20 protein-coding genes are annotated in these 18,089 nt (G+C 37.4%); 16 read left to right on the top strand and 4 right to left on the bottom strand.

Annotation, left to right across the window (positions count from 1 at the left end; all coding sequences use genetic code 11):
• Positions 1 to 44 precede the first annotated feature (44 nt).
• Entirely contained in the window at positions 45 to 1,034 is a 990-nt protein-coding gene (gene mgrA, locus J7E57_RS10445; protein ID WP_215127740.1) for an L-glyceraldehyde 3-phosphate reductase, read from the bottom strand.
• 406 nt (positions 1,035 to 1,440) lie between these two features.
• On the opposite strand from mgrA, the gene J7E57_RS10440 reads away from it, so the two are divergent.
• Positions 1,441 to 2,613, top strand: coding sequence for an aldose epimerase family protein (locus tag J7E57_RS10440; protein WP_215127738.1), 1,173 nt, complete (start codon positions 1,441 to 1,443; stop codon positions 2,611 to 2,613).
• Positions 2,614 to 2,679: 66 nt separating this feature from the next.
• Here J7E57_RS10440 and J7E57_RS10435 read toward each other — a convergent pair whose 3' ends face one another.
• On the bottom strand, positions 2,680 to 3,345 hold the full coding sequence (locus J7E57_RS10435) for an HAD family hydrolase (protein WP_215127736.1): 666 nt from the start codon (positions 3,343 to 3,345) through the stop codon (positions 2,680 to 2,682).
• Positions 3,346 to 3,565: 220 nt separating this feature from the next.
• On the opposite strand from J7E57_RS10435, the gene J7E57_RS10430 reads away from it, so the two are divergent.
• Positions 3,566 to 4,174, top strand: a complete 609-nt coding sequence (locus J7E57_RS10430; protein WP_215127734.1) for a Crp/Fnr family transcriptional regulator — start codon at positions 3,566 to 3,568, stop codon at positions 4,172 to 4,174.
• Here J7E57_RS10430 and J7E57_RS10425 read toward each other — a convergent pair.
• Positions 4,171 to 4,644 carry a phosphatase PAP2 family protein gene (locus J7E57_RS10425; RefSeq protein WP_215127732.1) on the bottom strand — a complete coding sequence of 158 codons (474 nt, stop codon included), beginning with the start codon at positions 4,642 to 4,644 and terminating at the stop codon, positions 4,171 to 4,173. The genes J7E57_RS10430 and J7E57_RS10425 overlap by 4 nt on opposite strands.
• Before the next feature lie 600 nt (positions 4,645 to 5,244).
• On the opposite strand from J7E57_RS10425, the gene J7E57_RS10420 reads away from it, so the two are divergent.
• On the top strand, positions 5,245 to 5,760 hold the full coding sequence (locus J7E57_RS10420; protein ID WP_251029875.1) for a very short patch repair endonuclease: 516 nt from the start codon (positions 5,245 to 5,247) through the stop codon (positions 5,758 to 5,760).
• Between the two features lie 5 nt (positions 5,761 to 5,765).
• Here J7E57_RS10420 and J7E57_RS10415 read toward each other — a convergent pair whose 3' ends face one another.
• A complete protein-coding gene (locus J7E57_RS10415) occupies positions 5,766 to 6,116 on the bottom strand; it encodes a hypothetical protein (protein WP_215127728.1) in 351 nt (116 codons plus the stop codon).
• A gap of 197 nt (positions 6,117 to 6,313) precedes the next feature.
• Between J7E57_RS10415 and J7E57_RS10410 the strand changes: the two genes are divergently transcribed.
• The 13 genes from J7E57_RS10410 to J7E57_RS10350 all read left to right on the top strand — a co-directional run bounded on the left by J7E57_RS10410 (position 6,314) and on the right by J7E57_RS10350 (position 18,089).
• A complete protein-coding gene (locus tag J7E57_RS10410) occupies positions 6,314 to 7,531 on the top strand; it encodes a sterol desaturase family protein (RefSeq protein WP_215127726.1) in 1,218 nt (405 codons plus the stop codon).
• On the top strand, positions 7,521 to 8,213 hold the full coding sequence (locus J7E57_RS10405; RefSeq protein ID WP_215127724.1) for a lysoplasmalogenase: 693 nt from the start codon (positions 7,521 to 7,523) through the stop codon (positions 8,211 to 8,213). Before J7E57_RS10410 ends, J7E57_RS10405 begins: the two co-directional genes overlap by 11 nt.
• Positions 8,214 to 8,866: 653 nt before the next feature.
• A complete protein-coding gene (locus J7E57_RS10400; protein ID WP_215127722.1) occupies positions 8,867 to 9,475 on the top strand; it encodes a DUF4255 domain-containing protein in 609 nt (202 codons plus the stop codon).
• Positions 9,472 to 10,581, top strand: coding sequence for a hypothetical protein (locus J7E57_RS10395; RefSeq protein ID WP_215127720.1), 1,110 nt, complete (start codon positions 9,472 to 9,474; stop codon positions 10,579 to 10,581). Before J7E57_RS10400 ends, J7E57_RS10395 begins: the two co-directional genes overlap by 4 nt.
• Before the next feature lie 17 nt (positions 10,582 to 10,598).
• A complete protein-coding gene (locus tag J7E57_RS10390) occupies positions 10,599 to 12,383 on the top strand; it encodes a phage tail sheath family protein (RefSeq protein WP_251029874.1) in 1,785 nt (594 codons plus the stop codon).
• Positions 12,384 to 12,387: 4 nt separating this feature from the next.
• A complete protein-coding gene (locus tag J7E57_RS10385; RefSeq protein WP_215127718.1) occupies positions 12,388 to 13,827 on the top strand; it encodes a phage tail sheath family protein in 1,440 nt (479 codons plus the stop codon).
• Between the two features lie 21 nt (positions 13,828 to 13,848).
• Positions 13,849 to 14,283 (top strand): phage tail protein, encoded by a 435-nt coding sequence (locus J7E57_RS10380; RefSeq protein ID WP_131031004.1) that lies wholly within the window; start codon positions 13,849 to 13,851, stop codon positions 14,281 to 14,283.
• A 5-nt stretch (positions 14,284 to 14,288) separates the two neighbouring features.
• Positions 14,289 to 14,756 carry a phage tail protein gene (locus J7E57_RS10375; protein WP_215127716.1) on the top strand — a complete coding sequence of 156 codons (468 nt, stop codon included), beginning with the start codon at positions 14,289 to 14,291 and terminating at the stop codon, positions 14,754 to 14,756.
• A 10-nt stretch (positions 14,757 to 14,766) separates the two neighbouring features.
• The gene (locus J7E57_RS10370) at positions 14,767 to 14,928 is read left to right on the top strand and encodes a DUF5908 family protein (RefSeq protein WP_215127714.1); all 162 of its coding nucleotides are present in this window, start codon (positions 14,767 to 14,769) and stop codon (positions 14,926 to 14,928) included.
• Positions 14,929 to 14,930: 2 nt separating this feature from the next.
• Complete coding sequence (locus J7E57_RS10365; protein ID WP_215127712.1) at positions 14,931 to 15,650, top strand: hypothetical protein; 720 nt, start codon at positions 14,931 to 14,933, stop codon at positions 15,648 to 15,650.
• A 6-nt stretch (positions 15,651 to 15,656) separates the two neighbouring features.
• Positions 15,657 to 17,384: a type VI secretion system tip protein VgrG gene (vgrG, locus tag J7E57_RS10360; RefSeq protein ID WP_215127710.1), complete on the top strand. Its 1,728-nt coding sequence runs from the start codon at positions 15,657 to 15,659 to the stop codon at positions 17,382 to 17,384.
• 4 nt (positions 17,385 to 17,388) lie between these two features.
• Positions 17,389 to 17,667 carry a PAAR domain-containing protein gene (locus J7E57_RS10355; RefSeq protein WP_215127708.1) on the top strand — a complete coding sequence of 93 codons (279 nt, stop codon included), beginning with the start codon at positions 17,389 to 17,391 and terminating at the stop codon, positions 17,665 to 17,667.
• 2 nt (positions 17,668 to 17,669) lie between these two features.
• Positions 17,670 to 18,089: a GPW/gp25 family protein gene (locus J7E57_RS10350; protein WP_215127706.1), complete on the top strand. Its 420-nt coding sequence runs from the start codon at positions 17,670 to 17,672 to the stop codon at positions 18,087 to 18,089.

Below are 18,089 nucleotides of genomic sequence, written 5' to 3'. Positions count from 1 at the left end.
GAGTTTCTTTGGAACACTGCGGTCGAAATGACGATCGATTTTTTTTAACTTAAAATTTCATCAATCAGTTTTACTTCAGTATCACTAAATTTTATATTATCTAAAGCTTTAATTGAATCCGTAATCTGCTCTGGTTTACTGGCACCTATTAATACCGTGGTAATTCTCTCGTCTTTCAGTATCCACGATAAAGCCATATGTGCTAGTTTTTGTCCACGCGATTTGGCAACATCATTTAGTTTGGCAATCACGGCTAATTTCTCGGGCGTAATATTGCTTTCTTTCAGGAAAATACCACTGGTGGCTACTCTCGAATCGGAAGGAATACCGTGTAAATATTTATCGGTAAGTAAACCTTGTGCCAATGGCGAAAATGGAATACAACCCACACCATTTTGTCCCAAAACATCGAGTAAGCCATCTTCTACCCAACGTTCGAACATCGAATATTTAGGCTGATGGATTAAACATGGCGTACCGTTGTCTTTTAAAATTTTGATGGCTTTTGCGGCTTCTTCTGCCTTATAATTCGAAATACCAACATACAAAGCTTTTCCCTGTTGAACCAAGAGACTTAAGGCTCCCATGGTTTCTTCAAGCGGAGTTTCAGGATCTGGACGGTGATGGTAAAAAATATCAACATAATCCAGTTTCATGCGTTTTAAGCTCTGGTCTAAACTAGAAACCAGGTATTTTTTCGAACCCCAGTCGCCATAAGGACCATCCCACATGGTATATCCGGCTTTGCTTGAAATAATCATTTCATCACGATAGCCCCTAAAATCCTCATGAAGGATTTTTCCGAAAACTTCTTCAGCGGAGCCTGGAGGCGGACCATAATTATTTGCTAAATCGAAATGGGTAATTCCATTGTTAAAAGCAGTGTAGATTAGGTTTTTGCTGTTTTCAAAAACGTTTACATGCCCGAAATTATGCCATAAACCCAACGATATTGCAGGCAGTTTTATGCCACTGTTTCCACAACGGCGATATAGCATTTTGTCGTAACGGTCTGTTGAAATGATTTGATTCATATTTGGGATTTGATTGCCGCAATAATAATCAGTTTTACTGGATTTTAATTGATATTAGGTGAATATTATCTTCAAATCAGTAAAAACGCTAAAAGTTCAATTTAACTGTATAATAATCGTCATGCTGAATTCATTGAATCTTGTGATTAGCTCATCTTTCAAAAAAAAACCTGAAATAAATCTGATGGTTATCGGATCAGGAAGACGATAAAAATAAATCAAAAATTTTCAATCGTTCAATATTTTGTTATCACCATTTCTACAAATCGTATCATTGCTGATGTTTAATTCAATTATTATTTAATATATGCATTTTTGATTATTCTAAATCGTTTTATTTGTAAAGTTAAGTCATATACTTATATTTAAAAACTTAATTAAAAATCTAAACCAAGTATTCTACTTTATGAAATTACAATCATTAACGAGCCTCGGTATCCTAGCTGTAATCGGCTTTGCATCTTGCCAGTCCGGAACCAAAAAATCTTCATCAGCTGATCGTTTAAAAAACGATTCAATAGCCGTTGTAAAACTTGTCGCCGATTCTTTTAAAAAGGAAATCGATGGTAAACAAACAATGTTATACACCCTAAAGAATAAGAATGATGCGGAGGCTATTTTTACCAATTACGGTGGTCGCCTGGTTAGCTTACTGGTGCCAAATAAAGATGGTAAGTTAGTTGATGTGGTAGTGGGTTTTAAAAGTATTAATGATTACGAAAAATCAACCGAGCCCTATTTTGGTGCAACTATCGGCCGATATGGCAACCGCATAGCAAAGGGTAAATTTACGCTTGAAGGTAAAACCTATTCGCTGTTTACCAATAATGGACAGAATACCCTTCATGGCGGAAAAAAAGGCTACCAATATGTTGTTTGGGATGCTTCTCAGCCAAATGCCAATACCTTAGTGCTTCATTACTTATCAAAAGATGGCGATGAAAATTTTCCAGGCAATTTAGATGTTAAAGTAACTTATACCTTAACGGATGATAATGAACTGAAAATGGACTACGAGGCTAAAACCGATAAAACTACAATTGTAAATTTAACAAACCACGCATTTTTTAATTTAAATGGTGATGGAAGTGGTGAGATTTTGAACCACGAGGTACAGATTTATGCAGATGAGTACACGCCTGTTGATTCTAGCCTGATCCCGACAGGAAAGATTGAAAAGGTTAAGGGAACACCGTTCGATTTTACCAAAGCAACTACCATTGGTGCGCGTATAAACGATAAAAACGAACAGTTAACCTTTGGGAAGGGTTATGATCATAACTATGTACTAAATAAAACAAAAGCTATGGGCATGTTCCATGCGGCTACGGTTAAAGGAGATAAGTCGGGTATAGTGATGGATATTTATACGCAGGAGCCAGGCTTACAATTTTATAGCGGCAACTTTATGCAAAGTAAAAATACTTTTAAAACTGGTGCTAAAGATGATTTTAGAACAGCAATTGCATTAGAAACACAGCATTTTCCAGATTCACCAAATCAACCCGCTTTTCCATCAACGGTTTTAAAGCCTGGGCAGGTGTATAAAACAAGCTCGGTATATAAATTTACCAAATAATTGTTTTGGTGATTTTCCAACAATGATAAAATTAAAACGGCCTGTAGGAATGCAGGTCGTTTTAATTTAGAAAAGTTCTTGTAAAACTGGATCTGTATAATCTTCTATAAAAGCTATAATGTTGTTGTAAGCTGCAAATTCTTCTTTAGTATGCATGGTTGTAAGTACAACACATCTCATCCCGGCATTCTGTGCTGCTTCAACACCTTTTGGTGCATCTTCAAAAACTATGCATTGGCTGGCTGCAACGCCTAAAATTTCTGCCCCTTTGGTAAAAGTTTCCGGATCAGGTTTACTATTCACCACATCTTCGGCACTTACTATGGCTTCGAAATAGGAACGGATATTTAAATTATCGAGTACAAAATTAATATTGAAGGGAATAGCAGCAGAGCCAATCGCCATTTGAATGGCTGATTGTTTTGCTTTTTCTAAAAAATCGCCTAAACCTGCTATTAACGTTAAATGTTTTTTATAAGCAGCTTGATATCTATGCTCTTTTTCGATTGAAATCTGATCAATCTGTTCCTGAGAAAAATGACCAATACCAAAAACACGTTCTAACAGATCTTGGTTTTTACCATACATCTGTTTTTTAACCGCATCGAAGCTAATACTTGCGCCTAAATCTTTTGTAAGTATGTTATGCCAGGCATGATTGTGGAAAGCCATATCGTTAATCATGGTTCCATTAAGATCGAAAAGAAAAGCTTTTGGTTTATTATTCGTCATGGCGGCAAAATTATCAGATTTTTTTATGATTAAGTAAAATATAGTTACCAAAGCGAAAATTTAACAAATAATTTATTTCTAAAAGTGGTATTGAAAACGGATAGCCTGAAAAATAAATTTTCCACAACTGTAATTTTTTGGCTGTTGAACTCGTTTCCATATTTGGAAATCCGGTATTCAAGCAATAGCTTGCATCGTTTTAAAACCCCGAAGAAATATTATGACTGCTGCCCATCATGAAAGTGATTCTCTTATTAAATATTTAAATGAGCTGCAGCCATTAAGAAAAGAAATAATTGAGCGGATAAAAACCGAAACATTCAAAATCTTTGTGCGTAAGAATGAGGTTTTGCCTAATCTTGGTGAGATCAGTGGCGATTGTTTGTTTTTTATTGTTAAAGGATTAGTGCGGGCTTTTGTAATGGATGAAGGAAAAGATATTACCGCCTGGTTAACAGACGAAAATCACTTTATTGGTAGTATTCGAAATCCGGGAACGCTTATTCCAACATATCAGGAACAATATCAGGCACTGGAAGATTCAGAACTGCTTATACTCCCATATCGTTTAATTGACGACATATACGCACAGTTTCCTGAAACCAATATTTTGGCTAGAAAATTATTGGCCATACATTATCATATGTCGCAAGAGCGATCTATTTTATCGCGAATCCCCTCAGCAGAAATAAGGTACAAACAGTTTAAAATCGGGTATCCTACTATAAAGTCTAGGGTTCCTCTAAAATTTTTGGCCAGCTACCTGGGGATGCGAATCGAAACTTTAAGCAGGATCAGAAAGAAAGAAAAGAAAGAAGAAAAGGGTTAATTTGCTTTCTTTTTGAAGTAAAAATAGCAAAGCGGAAAAAGGCAGATTAAGCCTAACAGAAAACCACCAACTGTATCGGTAAACCAATGTGCACCCAGGTAAATTCTGGATGGGGCAATGGTGATCATCAAAAATGCTGATAAATAAGTCACTATATTCCTAGTTAACTTTGGCACATCTTTCAAAGTATTCATCAGAATAATCAAGAAGCCAAAAAAGAGGGTATATGAAAGTACATGTCCACTGGGATAGCTCTGAAAGCGGTTTATTTCCACCAGTCGTACATAAAATGCGGTAGGGCGTGGGCGGTTAATCACATTTTTTATACCCAGAATAATTAATCCAGACAAGAGTACCGTTGAAACGAATAAGCTTTCGCGTTTATACTTTTGCTGGTAAAATATGATTGCTACCACTACTACCGAAAGTAATGAATAAGGGAGTTCTCCGAAAAAACTGATGGCCAACATCAATTTATCTAACTAATCTGCATGATATTGCTGAATAAACAACGAAGTTTTAATGTCAAAATCAAGTATGGGATGCTGCGCAATGAAAAAACTTAAACAAGTAAATGCAGCAATCAGTAAAATGAGTATAAAAATTAGCGTATTTCGTTTTAAAAGCATAGGTATAGGTTGATCAAAAATCAAAACTATGGATTTTATACCAATAGATGCAAAATTTTCAGCTTTTTAGAAATGGATACGGTTTGAGGATCGAAATCGGTGAAACTCTAAATTTAAGTATAAGAAAAGCTACAAGATCAAAAATATTCATCAAGGAAATAAAACGATTCATCAAGGAAATATGCCTATCTGTATAATCCGCTATGATATGTTGAAATGATTTTCAATCTTCGAATCAGATAATAAGGATATCTATGCTTACGAGGTTGGCAGGATTAATTTCCTGCCGACTGAAGGAGCACACCGTTCGACAATTTACTCATAAATTATACGTTTTGTATTAACGCTCCAGCCGAAGCCCCCTCCTTTAAATCAGGAGGTGCTTAGGTTGATCAATGTCGCTCCTTTCTGTCGCCATTTTTAAACAATTTATACCTATTAATGGTTTTCTTTGGTATGGAGCCTAAGCCATATAAAGATGAGGATATTAAAGTCCCCCGCTTTGAAGAAAATGCCGGTTTTTACACCACCGCACAGCGGAGTAAAAACATGTCTAAAATTAGTGCGAAAAATAGCCTGGCTGAGTTGAAACTGCGCAAGGCGCTTTGGGGCAAACATGTTAGGTTCAGAATCCATCCTAAAAATTTTCCTGGCAAACCCGATCTGGTTATCAATAAGTACAGGCTCGCCATATTTGTAGATGGCGATTTTTGGCATGGTTACAAATGGGATGAAAAGAAATCAGCTTTAAAAACAAATTCTGGTTTTTGGATTCCGAAGATTGAACGAAATATGCAACGCGATAAACATATTAACCAACAGCTGCATGCTCAGGGTTATACCGTAATGCGGTTTTGGGAACACGAAGTACAAGAAAGTTTAACAGCTTGTGTTAATCAGGTTTTACTTTATATCGAAGCGGCTAAAGCGGCAATAATACCACAGTTTGATGATTAGACTGTTTATTTTACAGTAATCTGCTTCGGATCTGTAACTAAAATCTGTTTTTTGCCCTTATAATCAGATATAATTCCAGTAACACAGATTTTATTTCCCATAAACATGCTCGAAGGTTCTGAAGGGAATTTACGCTCATCTTCTTTATTGATGACTACGGTGATCAGCTCTCTTGGATAGGCACCACCTAAATTAATTAAAATTAATTTGTCTAAAGCTTTTGCACTATACACCGAATCGCAAATGGTTACATTTTTACCGATATGTTGAGCGGCATCTTTGGCTAATACTAGCGTTTGGCTCTTTGTATAAAATGCCGAAGCAATTAGCAACAACAGGAGAGATAATTTTTTCATAGATGGGATGATTTAAATGAAAAGTTAATAACGCCAAAAGCATTAGTTTAGCCTTTCAAAGGTAAGCTGAATTTCATAAAAATCAATAAGTAAGATCAAACAAGCACAAATATTACATGAATTAGATTTTATGTTGAGCTAAAAATTTTCTAAATTGTAAAGTAAATATTGCTGGCCAAATATTTCTTCGTGTTTATATGAAAGTAGATTACATTGCGTTATCTGTACCTGTATTTTTTATTCTGATCGGAATAGAATTGGCTTATAATTTTTATAAAAAACTAAATTATTATCGGCTTAATGATAGTATTGCCAATTTAAGTCAGGGTATAGGGCAGCAGCTCACCGGGATATTTATGAAAACCGCATTATTTTTTGGTTACAAGTATATTTTTGAGCACTGGCGTTTATTTGAATTACCTAAAACAATATGGGTTTGGATGCTGCTATTTATTGGTGTCGATTTTTTCTATTATTGGTTTCATCGGATGAGTCATGAAGTAAATGCTTTATGGGCCGCACATATTGTACATCATCAATCAGAAGAATATAATTTAACAGTAGCATTACGCCAAAGCTGGTTTCAGGGCTGGTTTAGCTGGGTATTTTATCTTCCATTGGCATTTGTTGGTTTTGATCCGATTATGTTTTTAACATTAAGTTCTTTCAATACTTTGTATCAGTTCTGGATTCATACCAGGGCGATTAAAAGCATGGGCTTTTTAGAGTATATTTTAAATACACCTTCACATCATCGGGTACACCATGGCTCTAATCCAAAATATATCGATAAAAACCACGCAGGTACATTGATTATCTGGGACCGCTTTTTTGGAACTTTTCAGCAAGAAGAAGAAGAGGTTTATTATGGTATCACCAAACCTTTAGCCAGCTGGAACCCTGTTTGGGCAAACCTTCATTACTGGGATGATCTGGTTAAAACGGCAAAGCAATCACCTAAATTCAGTGATAAAATTAAAGTTTTTTTTAAACCACCAGGTTGGTTTCCATCACACCTGGGTGGATTTCAATCTGCGTCAGAAATAAATGCAGCAACTTATAAAAAGTATAATCCGGCATATCAGCCCAAATTAACAGCTTATGTTTTGGTTCAGTTTTTAATTGCATTGGTGGCAGGTTCTGCAATATTGTTTTCCTACACTAAAATGGATGTAATATTGCTAATATCGGGTGCAACATTCACTATTCTTACTTTAATCACCTGTGGTGCCTTGTTAGAACAGAAACAATGGCAGTTAAGGTTCGAATATTTCCGTTTAACTTTAGGCGTTTTAATTGTTTTGTTTTTAAAGTTCCCTATCGGATATCAAGTAATTTTTGTGGCTATGCAGTTAATATCTGTAATTTGGTTCTTCAATTTACAAAAAGCAAATCCTAATCCTGATGAAGACTAAACTATTTTCACTTATATTTTTTCTTGTATTTGTAATTCAACTGTATGCAGAATATGCAAATAATATTCAATTGCGTAATTTTTCTAAACCACTAATTGTGGTGGTGCTTTTAGCCTGGCTTTACCTCAGTACCAATTTAAAAGGCCGTTTCCATAAAAGGGTTTTTACAGGATTGATTTTTGCATTGGCTGGAGATGTTTTTCTGATGTTACAAACTAACCGGCCAAGTTTTTTTATTTATGGACTAATTGCTTTTCTCCTTTGTCACATCTTTTATATCCGCGCTTTTACACTCGATCATAAATCAAATCCAAATTATAAAAATCCATATTTTTTATGGGCAGTTGGTGGTTTCGCCATTTTTTGCTCGGGCCTGTTTTTCTACCTGCAGCCAAAACTAGGGGCAATGCAGTTTCCCGTTTTAATGTATGCCATTATTCTCACAATTATGGCTATTATGGCCGTTAACCGATATGGGAGAGTAAATATTTTTAGCTTCAAACTTATTCTGTATGGTGCTTTATTTTTCTTATTGTCTGATAGTGCGCTCGCTGTAAATAAATTTGCTCAACCCATTCCGCAGGCTGGTGCTTTAATTATGGCTACTTATATGATAGCGCAATATCTAATGGTTTATGGTACGATCGAACGTAAACTGGTAGTCACCCGGACAGAGATTTAAATTTTACTAATATTAGAATGTAGCCATCTAAAACAAGCTCAATGCTTACAAAGTTGTCATTTATGAATAGCTATCGCTTCCGCTAACTGATCAACTGTATCAACTTTATCACGTTAAGGAACCATATAACAGCTATTTAAAAATTCTGGACGAAAAAGGATCCTGGCAAAAGCAAGGTTAAGCTAAAAAAGGTCTGTCAAACTGAACTTCTCAGCGTGGTTTCTTCTCGTTAAAAAGTGAAGACCTTTTTGATTATAATGGATCACTTTCTCCTGAATTATATTTAGTAAAAATCAAAATATTCATTTGAGTAGTATTTATAATACGTGTTTTTAATCTATTTCGACGCTTTTTTGTCGAATTTACACCAATTTTGCTTCTTTTTTTTCAAAAATAAAAATCTATTTGTAATAGAAATAGGATTTATTCCTATTAGCTATTTTAATGCATTGATTTTTAAGATGTTAATAACTTGTGTTTTTGAAAATTGATTTATGTCAAGAAACTTGTTCCATTTCAATCTAAATCAATTTTAGTCACAATTGATTTGTTAATAACTTTTTTTAAAATTGTTAATAACTATAGCACTTTTCATATTTAAGTTTATGTTAACCGTTTGATTATCAAACAACTCCTGCTCCAAATATTTATCTATGATTAACACGGCACTTGATTTTATTTCGAAAGAAATTAATGGATATCTAAACAATATTGCCAATACATCAAACGATGATTTTATTGTGGTAAGCAGTGTCGTTTCTGAAGGGAAACTGGCCATACCTGAAAAAACGATGGGCATTACTTTAATGAACATCGAAGAGGATAGAGCAATAAAAGATCAAAGGGTTACGGTAAGGAATATGCTTGGCGAAATAGAAACGCGCAATCCTGATATTTACCTGAATCTGTACGTGCTTATTTCTGCAAATTTTAACCATGTCGGTACCGAATCGCCAACTTTAGATTACCTGGAGGGCTTAAAAAAACTATCGCAGGTAATTTCATTCTTTCAGGGCAAAAACGTGTTTACGCAGGCCAATTCTCCTTTGTTAAGCGCTATTGACAGTAATATTGAACGCTTAAGTGCGGAACTTTTTAGCTTCAATTTTGAACAGATGAACCATTTCTGGAGTATTATCGGTCATAGCTATCTGCCCTCTGTTTTATATAAAATCAGGATGATTACCGTACAGGAAAATGTTCAATTGGTGCCAGATGGATTAGTAGAAAATATTTTATTAAACACAAGAACTAAATTATGACAGCCTACCGCAAATTATTTTCAGTTAATGTGCATCACAATTTCTATGAAGATAATTTGTGCAATGATTTGAGTTTTGTAGCTACAACGGCCTCGAGAAAAACAATCATTAACCAACGTTGGCTATTTAAAATATTTGATACCGGTTTTAATATTATCACTGAAATCGGAGCAGATTTGAAACCCAAAATAGAATTTCTAGATACCACATTGCTATTTGGTATCAACCTCAATAATGCAGCAAAATTTTTGGCCATTACACAGCTAAATGAAACAGCCCCGAACAAGGATTTTTTAAGCAATAAAAAGATTTATTTTTCGAACAACGGTTTAAGCAGCAATCTCGAATACCAGATTATTGATGGAATAGTAGGCGATTTAATGAATTTAGATTTTACACTTCCTCCGGCAAATACCGAAGTTACCTTGAGGCTAAATTCATCAACAGAAAATAATCTGGTTATTGCTTTTGATATAGATGGCTTGCCAATTAATGGTCCTTATAAAATTAAAATTAATAGCAGTAAAGTTTTCGAAAAAATGCTCGATATGAGCAAATTACCCGATGGGCTATATCACATATCGATCAAAAATGCAGCTGATACAGGAAACGATTTACTGAGTTATAAGATTTTTAAGAGCAACGGATTAAGTGCCCAATCAATTTTTGGTGTACTCGAGTTAAAGTTGCCAGCAAGCAATGCCGTAGTTACAGAAACAAAGTTTTTAATCAATTTTTTAAGGAAATCTACCATCTGGAAATATTATGTAATTAACCAGAGTGGGATTGATTTAGATGATTTTGATTTGTTGGTAAAGGATAAAAGTTTGGATGGTACGCCCAGCGGCATTCCGGCTTATGCCAAATATACTTTTGCAGGGAACCCTGTGCCTGCCAATGATCCCGATCCGATTAATAAAATAGCCGATGCGGATATATTACTATTTAAAAGCAATGTTAAGATCCCTTTTTATCAAAAGGTAAAAGTAGGCTTAGAGCTGAGTAAAAAGGATGGTGGAACGGAAGTTATTTTAGCCAAGAATTTGCCAAACCCGATGCCCGAAAAACAAGCGGGAGAGGAGAGTAAAATATATGTATATGTTTAAAAATAATTCATGATGATATGGCGCTAACATATAAACATCCAGGAGTATATATTGAAGAGATTTCGACAATACCCCCATCAATTGCACAAGTAGAAACCGCAATACCAGGTTTTGTTGGATATACCGCAAAGCGGGAGAAAAATGGCGTAGCTTTCGCTATCAATAACCCGGTGCGTATTACCTCACTGCTGGAGTTTGAAGTTTTCTTTGGTGGTGCCTTTCCCGAAGTACTGGAAGTAACCATTAATGAACCCGAGCCAGGTAAATTAATACCAAAGATTGATATTAGTCCTGCCACAACAGTTTCCGGCTATATCTTATACTATCATGTAAAAATGTTTTATGAAAATGGGGGCGGTCCCTGCTGGGTTGTTTCTGTTGGTACCTTTGATGATACCCCGGAAATAACGAAGTCTGAACTAAAACTTGGTTTACAGGCTTGCGAGCGAGAAGATGAAATCACACTCCTGCTTATCCCCGAAATTACAGCTTTAACTTCCGGTACGGATATCAAAGAATTAAATGATGCCATGCTGGCACAATGTGCCAAACTGCAAGACCGCTTTACCATAATGGATACACCGCAAGCGGGCTTAACAACAGCTTATTTAGCGGCCGATAAATTTAGAAATGATTTTGTTAGTGCAGATAACCTTAAATACGGTGCCACCTATTATCCACAAATACAAACTGGAGCCACTTATAACCGGGTAGCTGACGAAAATATAAAAATTGCGGCTGATAACCGTGGCGGGAGTAACCTCGGTATTTATAAGAAAGTTGTAAACACCAAAAAAGCAATCACTAAAATTATTGATACTGCGGCTGTCGTAGCCCCTGTAAAAGCCACAGCCACAATAACCATAAATGGAATAACTTTAACCGGACACTCAATTGCCATAGCTGGGTTTAGCTTTACTTTTGGCGGTACCGGTGGCATTGTAATCGGTGCCGACGAAACCGCTACAGCCGCCGCTTTAACAGCCGCAATTGCTGGTAATGCCGATTTAATGACTTTGGTAGGTGTTGCTGCAAATTTAGCTGTAGTAACCATTACTGCTAAAACAGCAGGCAATGCCGGAAATACTATTCCAATTGCTTACGATCCTAAGGGAAATATCCCCAAGATTGCTTTAAGTTCTTCATTTTTAAAAGGTGGTTTCGATAGTAATGATTTTGCCCTGTTCAATCAAATAAAAGCAGCGCTGGATGCATATACTGTTCCACTTTATCCATCGGGTATCATTGCAGGCATTATGGCCCGGGTAGATAACGACCGCGGCGTATGGAAGGCACCGGCCAATGTAAGTCTTTTAACCGTTGATAAACCATTGATCACAATAAGTGATGAAGAACAGGATTACCTCAATGTAGATGCAACATCAGGAAAAAGCATCAATGTAATCAGAAAATTTGCAGGTAGGGGAACTTTGGTTTGGGGAGCCAGAACATTGGCGGGAAATGATAATGAGTGGCGCTACGTGCCCGTAAGGCGACTTTTTATTATGGTTGAAGAATCGATAAAAAAAGCCACAGAATTCGTGGTGTTTGAACCTAATGATGCCAAAACATGGATGCGGGTAAAAACCATGTGCCAGAATTTTTTAAATCAACTGTGGCGACAAGGGGCTTTAGCTGGTGCAAAACCTGAGGATGCATTTTTTGTAAATGTAGGTCTGGGCATCACCATGACAGCCCTTGACATTTTGGAAGGGCGATTGATTATCGAGATTGGAATGGCAGCTGTTAGACCAGCAGAATTTATAGTTCTTAAATTTTCTCACTTATTAGCAAAATCTTAAAATTATGGCAACCAATTATAAAACCCCTGGCGTTTATATAGAGGAAATAAGTAAACTGCCTGCATCAATAGCGGCCGTAGAAACGGCCATTCCAGCTTTTATGGGTAGAACCGAATTTGCTAAAGATGAAAATGGAAACGATATTCTGCCAACAGTAACGAAATTACCAACGCCTATCCGCATTACCTCATTTCTCGATTATCAAAAATATTTTGGTGGCGCCAATTCAGAAACTTCGGTTTTTGAAACCAGCGGAATCCCAACGATAACCGACACAGAAGTTGCTGGTAAAGTTGTTAAACGCATCATTACCTGCGATGCCAAAAAAAGTGCAGCAAGCGGTAGATATATGTATTATGCTATACAGATGTTTTACGCAAATGGCGGAGGCCCCTGTTACATTGTTTCTAGCGGTAATTACGCCTCAACCATAACCAATGTGGCGGCTAAAGCCTGCTTAGATGCTGTTGCGAAAGTAGATGAACCCACCATGCTTGTGCTTACCGATAAACATACTTCATTTGGTGCAACTTCGGGCTATAAAGATGTTTATGATTATGCTCTGGCACAATGTGCTAAACTGCAGGATCGGATTGCAATTTTTGATGCCTGGGTATTATCTGATTCTCCCTTTACCGATGCCGGAGTGATTAGAGATGATATCAGTGCCGAATATTTAAAATATGGTGCAGTGTATTACCCTTGGCTACAAAGTACTTTAAGCTACGGTTACAATGATTCTATTGTGGTAAAACATTTGGTAAATGGCGTTAACGGACCGTACAACGACGCAACCTTATCAGATATAAAAGCAATGGATTTAAATACTTATCGTGCTTTAACAAACGAGATGGATAAAAATGTAATTGATTTACCACCATCGAGTGCTGTTGCAGGGATAATGGCCCGGGTTGATAACAATCGTGGCGTATGGAAGGCGCCAGCTAACGAGAGTATAAAAATGGTTACCGGCCCATCTTTAAAAGTGACCGCACAACAGCAGGAAACACTAAATATAGATCCAACTACAGGTAAATCCATCAATGTAATCCGCTTTTTTACTGGTAAAGGTACATTGGTTTGGGGTGCCCGAACATTGGCCGGAAACGATAACGAATGGAGGTACATTTCAGTAAGGCGTTTTTACAATTTTGTAGAAGAAAGCGTTAAAAAAGCCACCGAATTTGTTGTTTTCGAACCAAATGATGCCAATACCTGGCTGCGCGTAAAAGCCATGTGTGAGAATTTTTTAAACCAGCTATGGCGCCAGGGTGCATTGCAGGGTGCAAAACCCGATGATGCCTATTTCGTTCGGATTGGCTTAGGAATCACCATGACTTCCCTCGATATTTTAGAGGGTAGAATGAATGTGGAGATAGGTATGGCAGCTGTAAGGCCTGCAGAATTTATCATCCTGAAATTCTCACACAAACTACAAGAATAATTCATCATAAATTATAAAATTATGGCTAATACTTATCCATTACCGGTATTTCACTTTCAGGTGGAATGGGGCGGCTCGCGAATTGGTTTTACAGAAGTTAGTGGTTTAACGGTAGAAACACAATCGATAGATTATCGCGAGGGAAACTCACCAGAATATCATGTTACCAAAATGCCGGGAATGCAGCAGTATACTGCAATTTCGATGAAAAGGGGCATAACCAAGGGTGATAATGAACTTTTTCAATGGTTTAATACCGTGAGTTTAAATAAAATAGAGCGGAGAGATCTTACCATCAGTTTGCTGAACGAAAGTCACGAGCCTGTGGTGGTTTGGAAAGTTAGGCAGGCCTGGCCATCAAAAGTAGATGGACCAACGCTAAATTCTACCGGTAACGAGGTGGCCATAGAAACCGTTGAGTTAGCACATGAAGGTTTAAGCATCGAATTTACATAGGCCATATGTTCTCTATATCCAATTCACCATCGCCAAATCCTCCTGTTGGATTTCATTTTCTATTGCAGATAGAGGGCTTGTCTTATGATGGCGTAGACGATATAGGGTTTACCGATGCCACTGGTTTAGAATCGAGCATCGCTACCGAAGAATATAAGGAAGGAGGAGAAAATCGCTTTGCGCATAAACTCCCAACGGCAATAACCTACAGTAACCTTACACTAAAGCGTGGTTTGCTATTTAACTCTAAGGCCATGCAGTGGTTTAAGGAATGTGTAGAAAGTTTTACGTTTAGCCCGAAAGATATCACTTTGATTTTGCTTAACGATGAACATCAACCCTTACAGGCCTGGAATTTTGTAAATGCATATCCAATTCGGTGGTCGATAGAAGGCTTTAACGCACAACAAAATGGATTGGTGATCGAAAGTATCGAGTTTGCCCATCAATATTTCAGGCGGGTAGAAATTTAAAGGATTAAATATGCCAGTAGAAATTAGAGAATTAAATATTACCGCAACAGTAACCAATAACGTAGCCGGATCGACACTGCCAGGTAGAACCGGCCAAACGGCTACAGATAAGAAAATGAAAAAGGCATTGGAGGAATTGAGATTACAAATCAAAAATAAGAATGAGAGGTAACTATGGCTTTAAGTCAGCTTCATGATGAATTGGGTAATTTAGAAAAACTCGTAATAGATGTTTATTCTGACAATAATTTTTCGGGTTCGCCAATCGAAACCTTTAAGGTATTGTACAATCCCAATACTTATTTTATTGATTATAAAAATGAACTCGATCAGGATGCCCCTGTAAATGCAGCTGACGGTGTTGGCGAATTTAAATCAACAAGGGGCAAGGAGTTAAACCTCGACCTTTTGTGGGATGCAACATCAGCTTCTTACTCGGGCAATTCTACTTTTCAAACCGATGTTCAGCATGATAAAACAGTACATAAAGTAATCGAAAAATTTATCGATACCTGTTTTAAAATTAAAGAAGATACCCATCAGCCAAATTTTTTAAAAATACACTGGGGCGAGCTCACTTTTCAGGGAATGTTAACCGCTGTTAAAGTTACCTACACCTTGTTCGATAATACCGGAAAACCGTTAAGGGCTAAAACAGATTGCACTTTTACCAGTTATACCTCCCTTACCGAGCAATCTAACGAACAACGGCGGAGTTCGCCCGATTTAACACATTACAGAAAGGTTGAAGGCGATAATTCGCTTCCATTAATGACTTACAATATTTATAAAACCGATAGATATTATTTAGAAGTGGCCAAAGCCAATAAACTGAACAATTTTAGGAAATTAAAACAAGGACAAAACATTTCGTTTCCACCGATTGAAAAATAATATACCATGCCAGCCAACTCAGGAGTACAAAGCTTTAGCATTACCGTAAACGGACAAGTTTTGCCCGATGCTGTTGGTATTTTAGAAATTGTGGTAACCAATTTGGTTAATGCCATACCCAAAGCTAAAGTGGTGGTAATGGATGGTAGCGCTGCTGCGCAAAATTTCGATTTAAGCAATGGAACCAATTTTATTCCAGGGGCCGAAATAAGCATTGCCGCTGGTTACAATGGCGAAAATGAGGTGATATTCTCTGGTTTAATTATCAGCCAGACCATTAGGGCTAACGAAGATGGGAGCCAGATGGAAATAGAATGTAGGGATAAAGCCGTTAAACTTACCGCAGGGCGAAAAAACAAGATATGGGAAGACACAAGTGATAGCGATGCAATAACCGATCTGGTAGGCCAGAATGGGATTACCGCTGATATTGACGGATTGGATTTACAGCATAAACAACTGGTGCAATTTAATTGCAGCAACTGGGATTTTATTGTTACCCGGGCCGAACTAAACAGTGCTTTGGTTGTAACCGAAGCAGGAAAATTAATTATTGGTATGCCTAATGCCAGTCAGGAAAGTACGGCAACTTATACCTACGGATCGGAGATTTATGATTTTGAAGCCCAGATGGATGCTAGAACTCAATATCCACAGGTGCTTACCAAAAACTGGAATTATACCAATCAGGAAGTAAAAGAAGGTGCATCGGCCGCAAAAACTTTGCCCCAGCAAGGTAATATTTCTGGCGATGATTTGGCTGAAGTGTTGGGCTGGGAAGATAATAGCTTATATCATTCGGGTAATGTAGCCGAACAGGAATCGACCGAATGGGCAACGGCACAATTGTTTAGAAGCAGGTTAAACAGGGTTATCGGGAATTTCAGGGTGCAGGGCGATAACAAATTAAAACCCGGAATTATAGTTGAATTATTGGGTATAGGCGAAAGGTTTAGTGGGAAATGCTGGGTTACAGGTGTAATCCACAGCTATTCGGGCGAAGCTGCCTGGTACAGCCATGTGCAGTTTGGCCTTGATAAAAAATTGCACAGCTACAATTTCGATGATATTGTAGAAAAGCCAGCCACTGGAATCATCCCACCGGTAAATGGTCTGCAGATCGGTATTGTTACCCAATTGGAAAGCGATCCCGACGGTGAAAATAGAATAAGGGTACGTTTGCCTACTGTCGAAAATGAAGGCGATGGTATTTGGGCAAGATTGGCCAGTGTAGATGCAGGAAAAGAGCATGGATGGGTTTGGAATCCTGAAATAAACGATGAGGTGATTATTGGTTTTATAAATGATGATCCCCGTGATGCGGTAATTTTAGGTCGATTGTATAGCAGTTCATTTCCACCTCATCTAGAAGCAAAAGACGATAACTATTTAAAGGGATTATCTACCAAATCAAAACTTCAGGTATTGTTTGATGATGAAAAGAAGATCATAAAGATAGAAACACCCGGAGGTAATTTTATTACACTGGATGAAGATCAGAAACAGATTGCTATTCAGGATATTAATGGGAATAAAATAGAGATGAGCGAAGATGGGATTAAGATAGAAAGTATTAAAGATATCATACTAAAAGCATCAGGCGATTTTAAAATAGATGGAACAAATATTACGACCAATGCCAACGCACAGTTAAAGTTAAGCGGAAGCGCGGGTACCGAAGTAAGTTCATCGGCCATTACAAAAGTTAAAGGAAGCATGGTGCAGATAAATTAAAAATATGGCAAACGCAGCAAGAGTTACCGATACCACAAACCATGGTGGAACAATTATAGGCCCTGGTGTACCTACGGTATTAATTGGAGGTATGCCTGCCTGTGTAGTTGGCGACAATCATGTATGTGTATTGCCGCCTAATAGCCACCAGCCAACGGTAAGCCCTTTTTCGGCAGGAAGTGCAACCGTGTTGATAGGTGGTTTGCCGGCAGTTAGAACAGGCGATACCTGTATATGCGGGGCAAGTGCTGTAGTTGGATGTCCGACAGTTTCAATAGGTTAAATATGGATACAGAAAGCAATTTTTTAGGTAAGGGATGGGCCTTTCCACCAGAGATAGTCAAATACGAAGGTATAAAACGCTTTGCTACCAGCATGGTAAGCGATGTGGTTGATATTAACCAAAGCCTCGAGATCCTGTTTGGAACAGCGGTTGGCGAAAGGGTGATGCAGGCTGAATATGGTTGCAATGTAGAAGATATGATTTTTGAACCCATTAATGTTACACTGGTAACGCGGATAACGGAAAGGATCAGAAGGGCAATTATTTATTACGAGCCACGCATTAAACTCGATAAACTCGATGTTTTTAAAAATGTAGAGTTTGGGATAATCAACCTGGTGGTAGAGTACACCATTAGAAGCACCAATACCCGGAACAATATTGTTTACCCATATTATTTAACCGAAGGAACAAATATTTAA

The sequence above is a fragment of the Pedobacter sp. ISL-64 genome, from assembly GCF_018613605.1.
Classification (GTDB): domain Bacteria; phylum Bacteroidota; class Bacteroidia; order Sphingobacteriales; family Sphingobacteriaceae; genus Pedobacter.
Note: the sequence above shows the minus strand (reverse complement) of the source record. Positions and strands in the feature narration are given on the sequence as shown.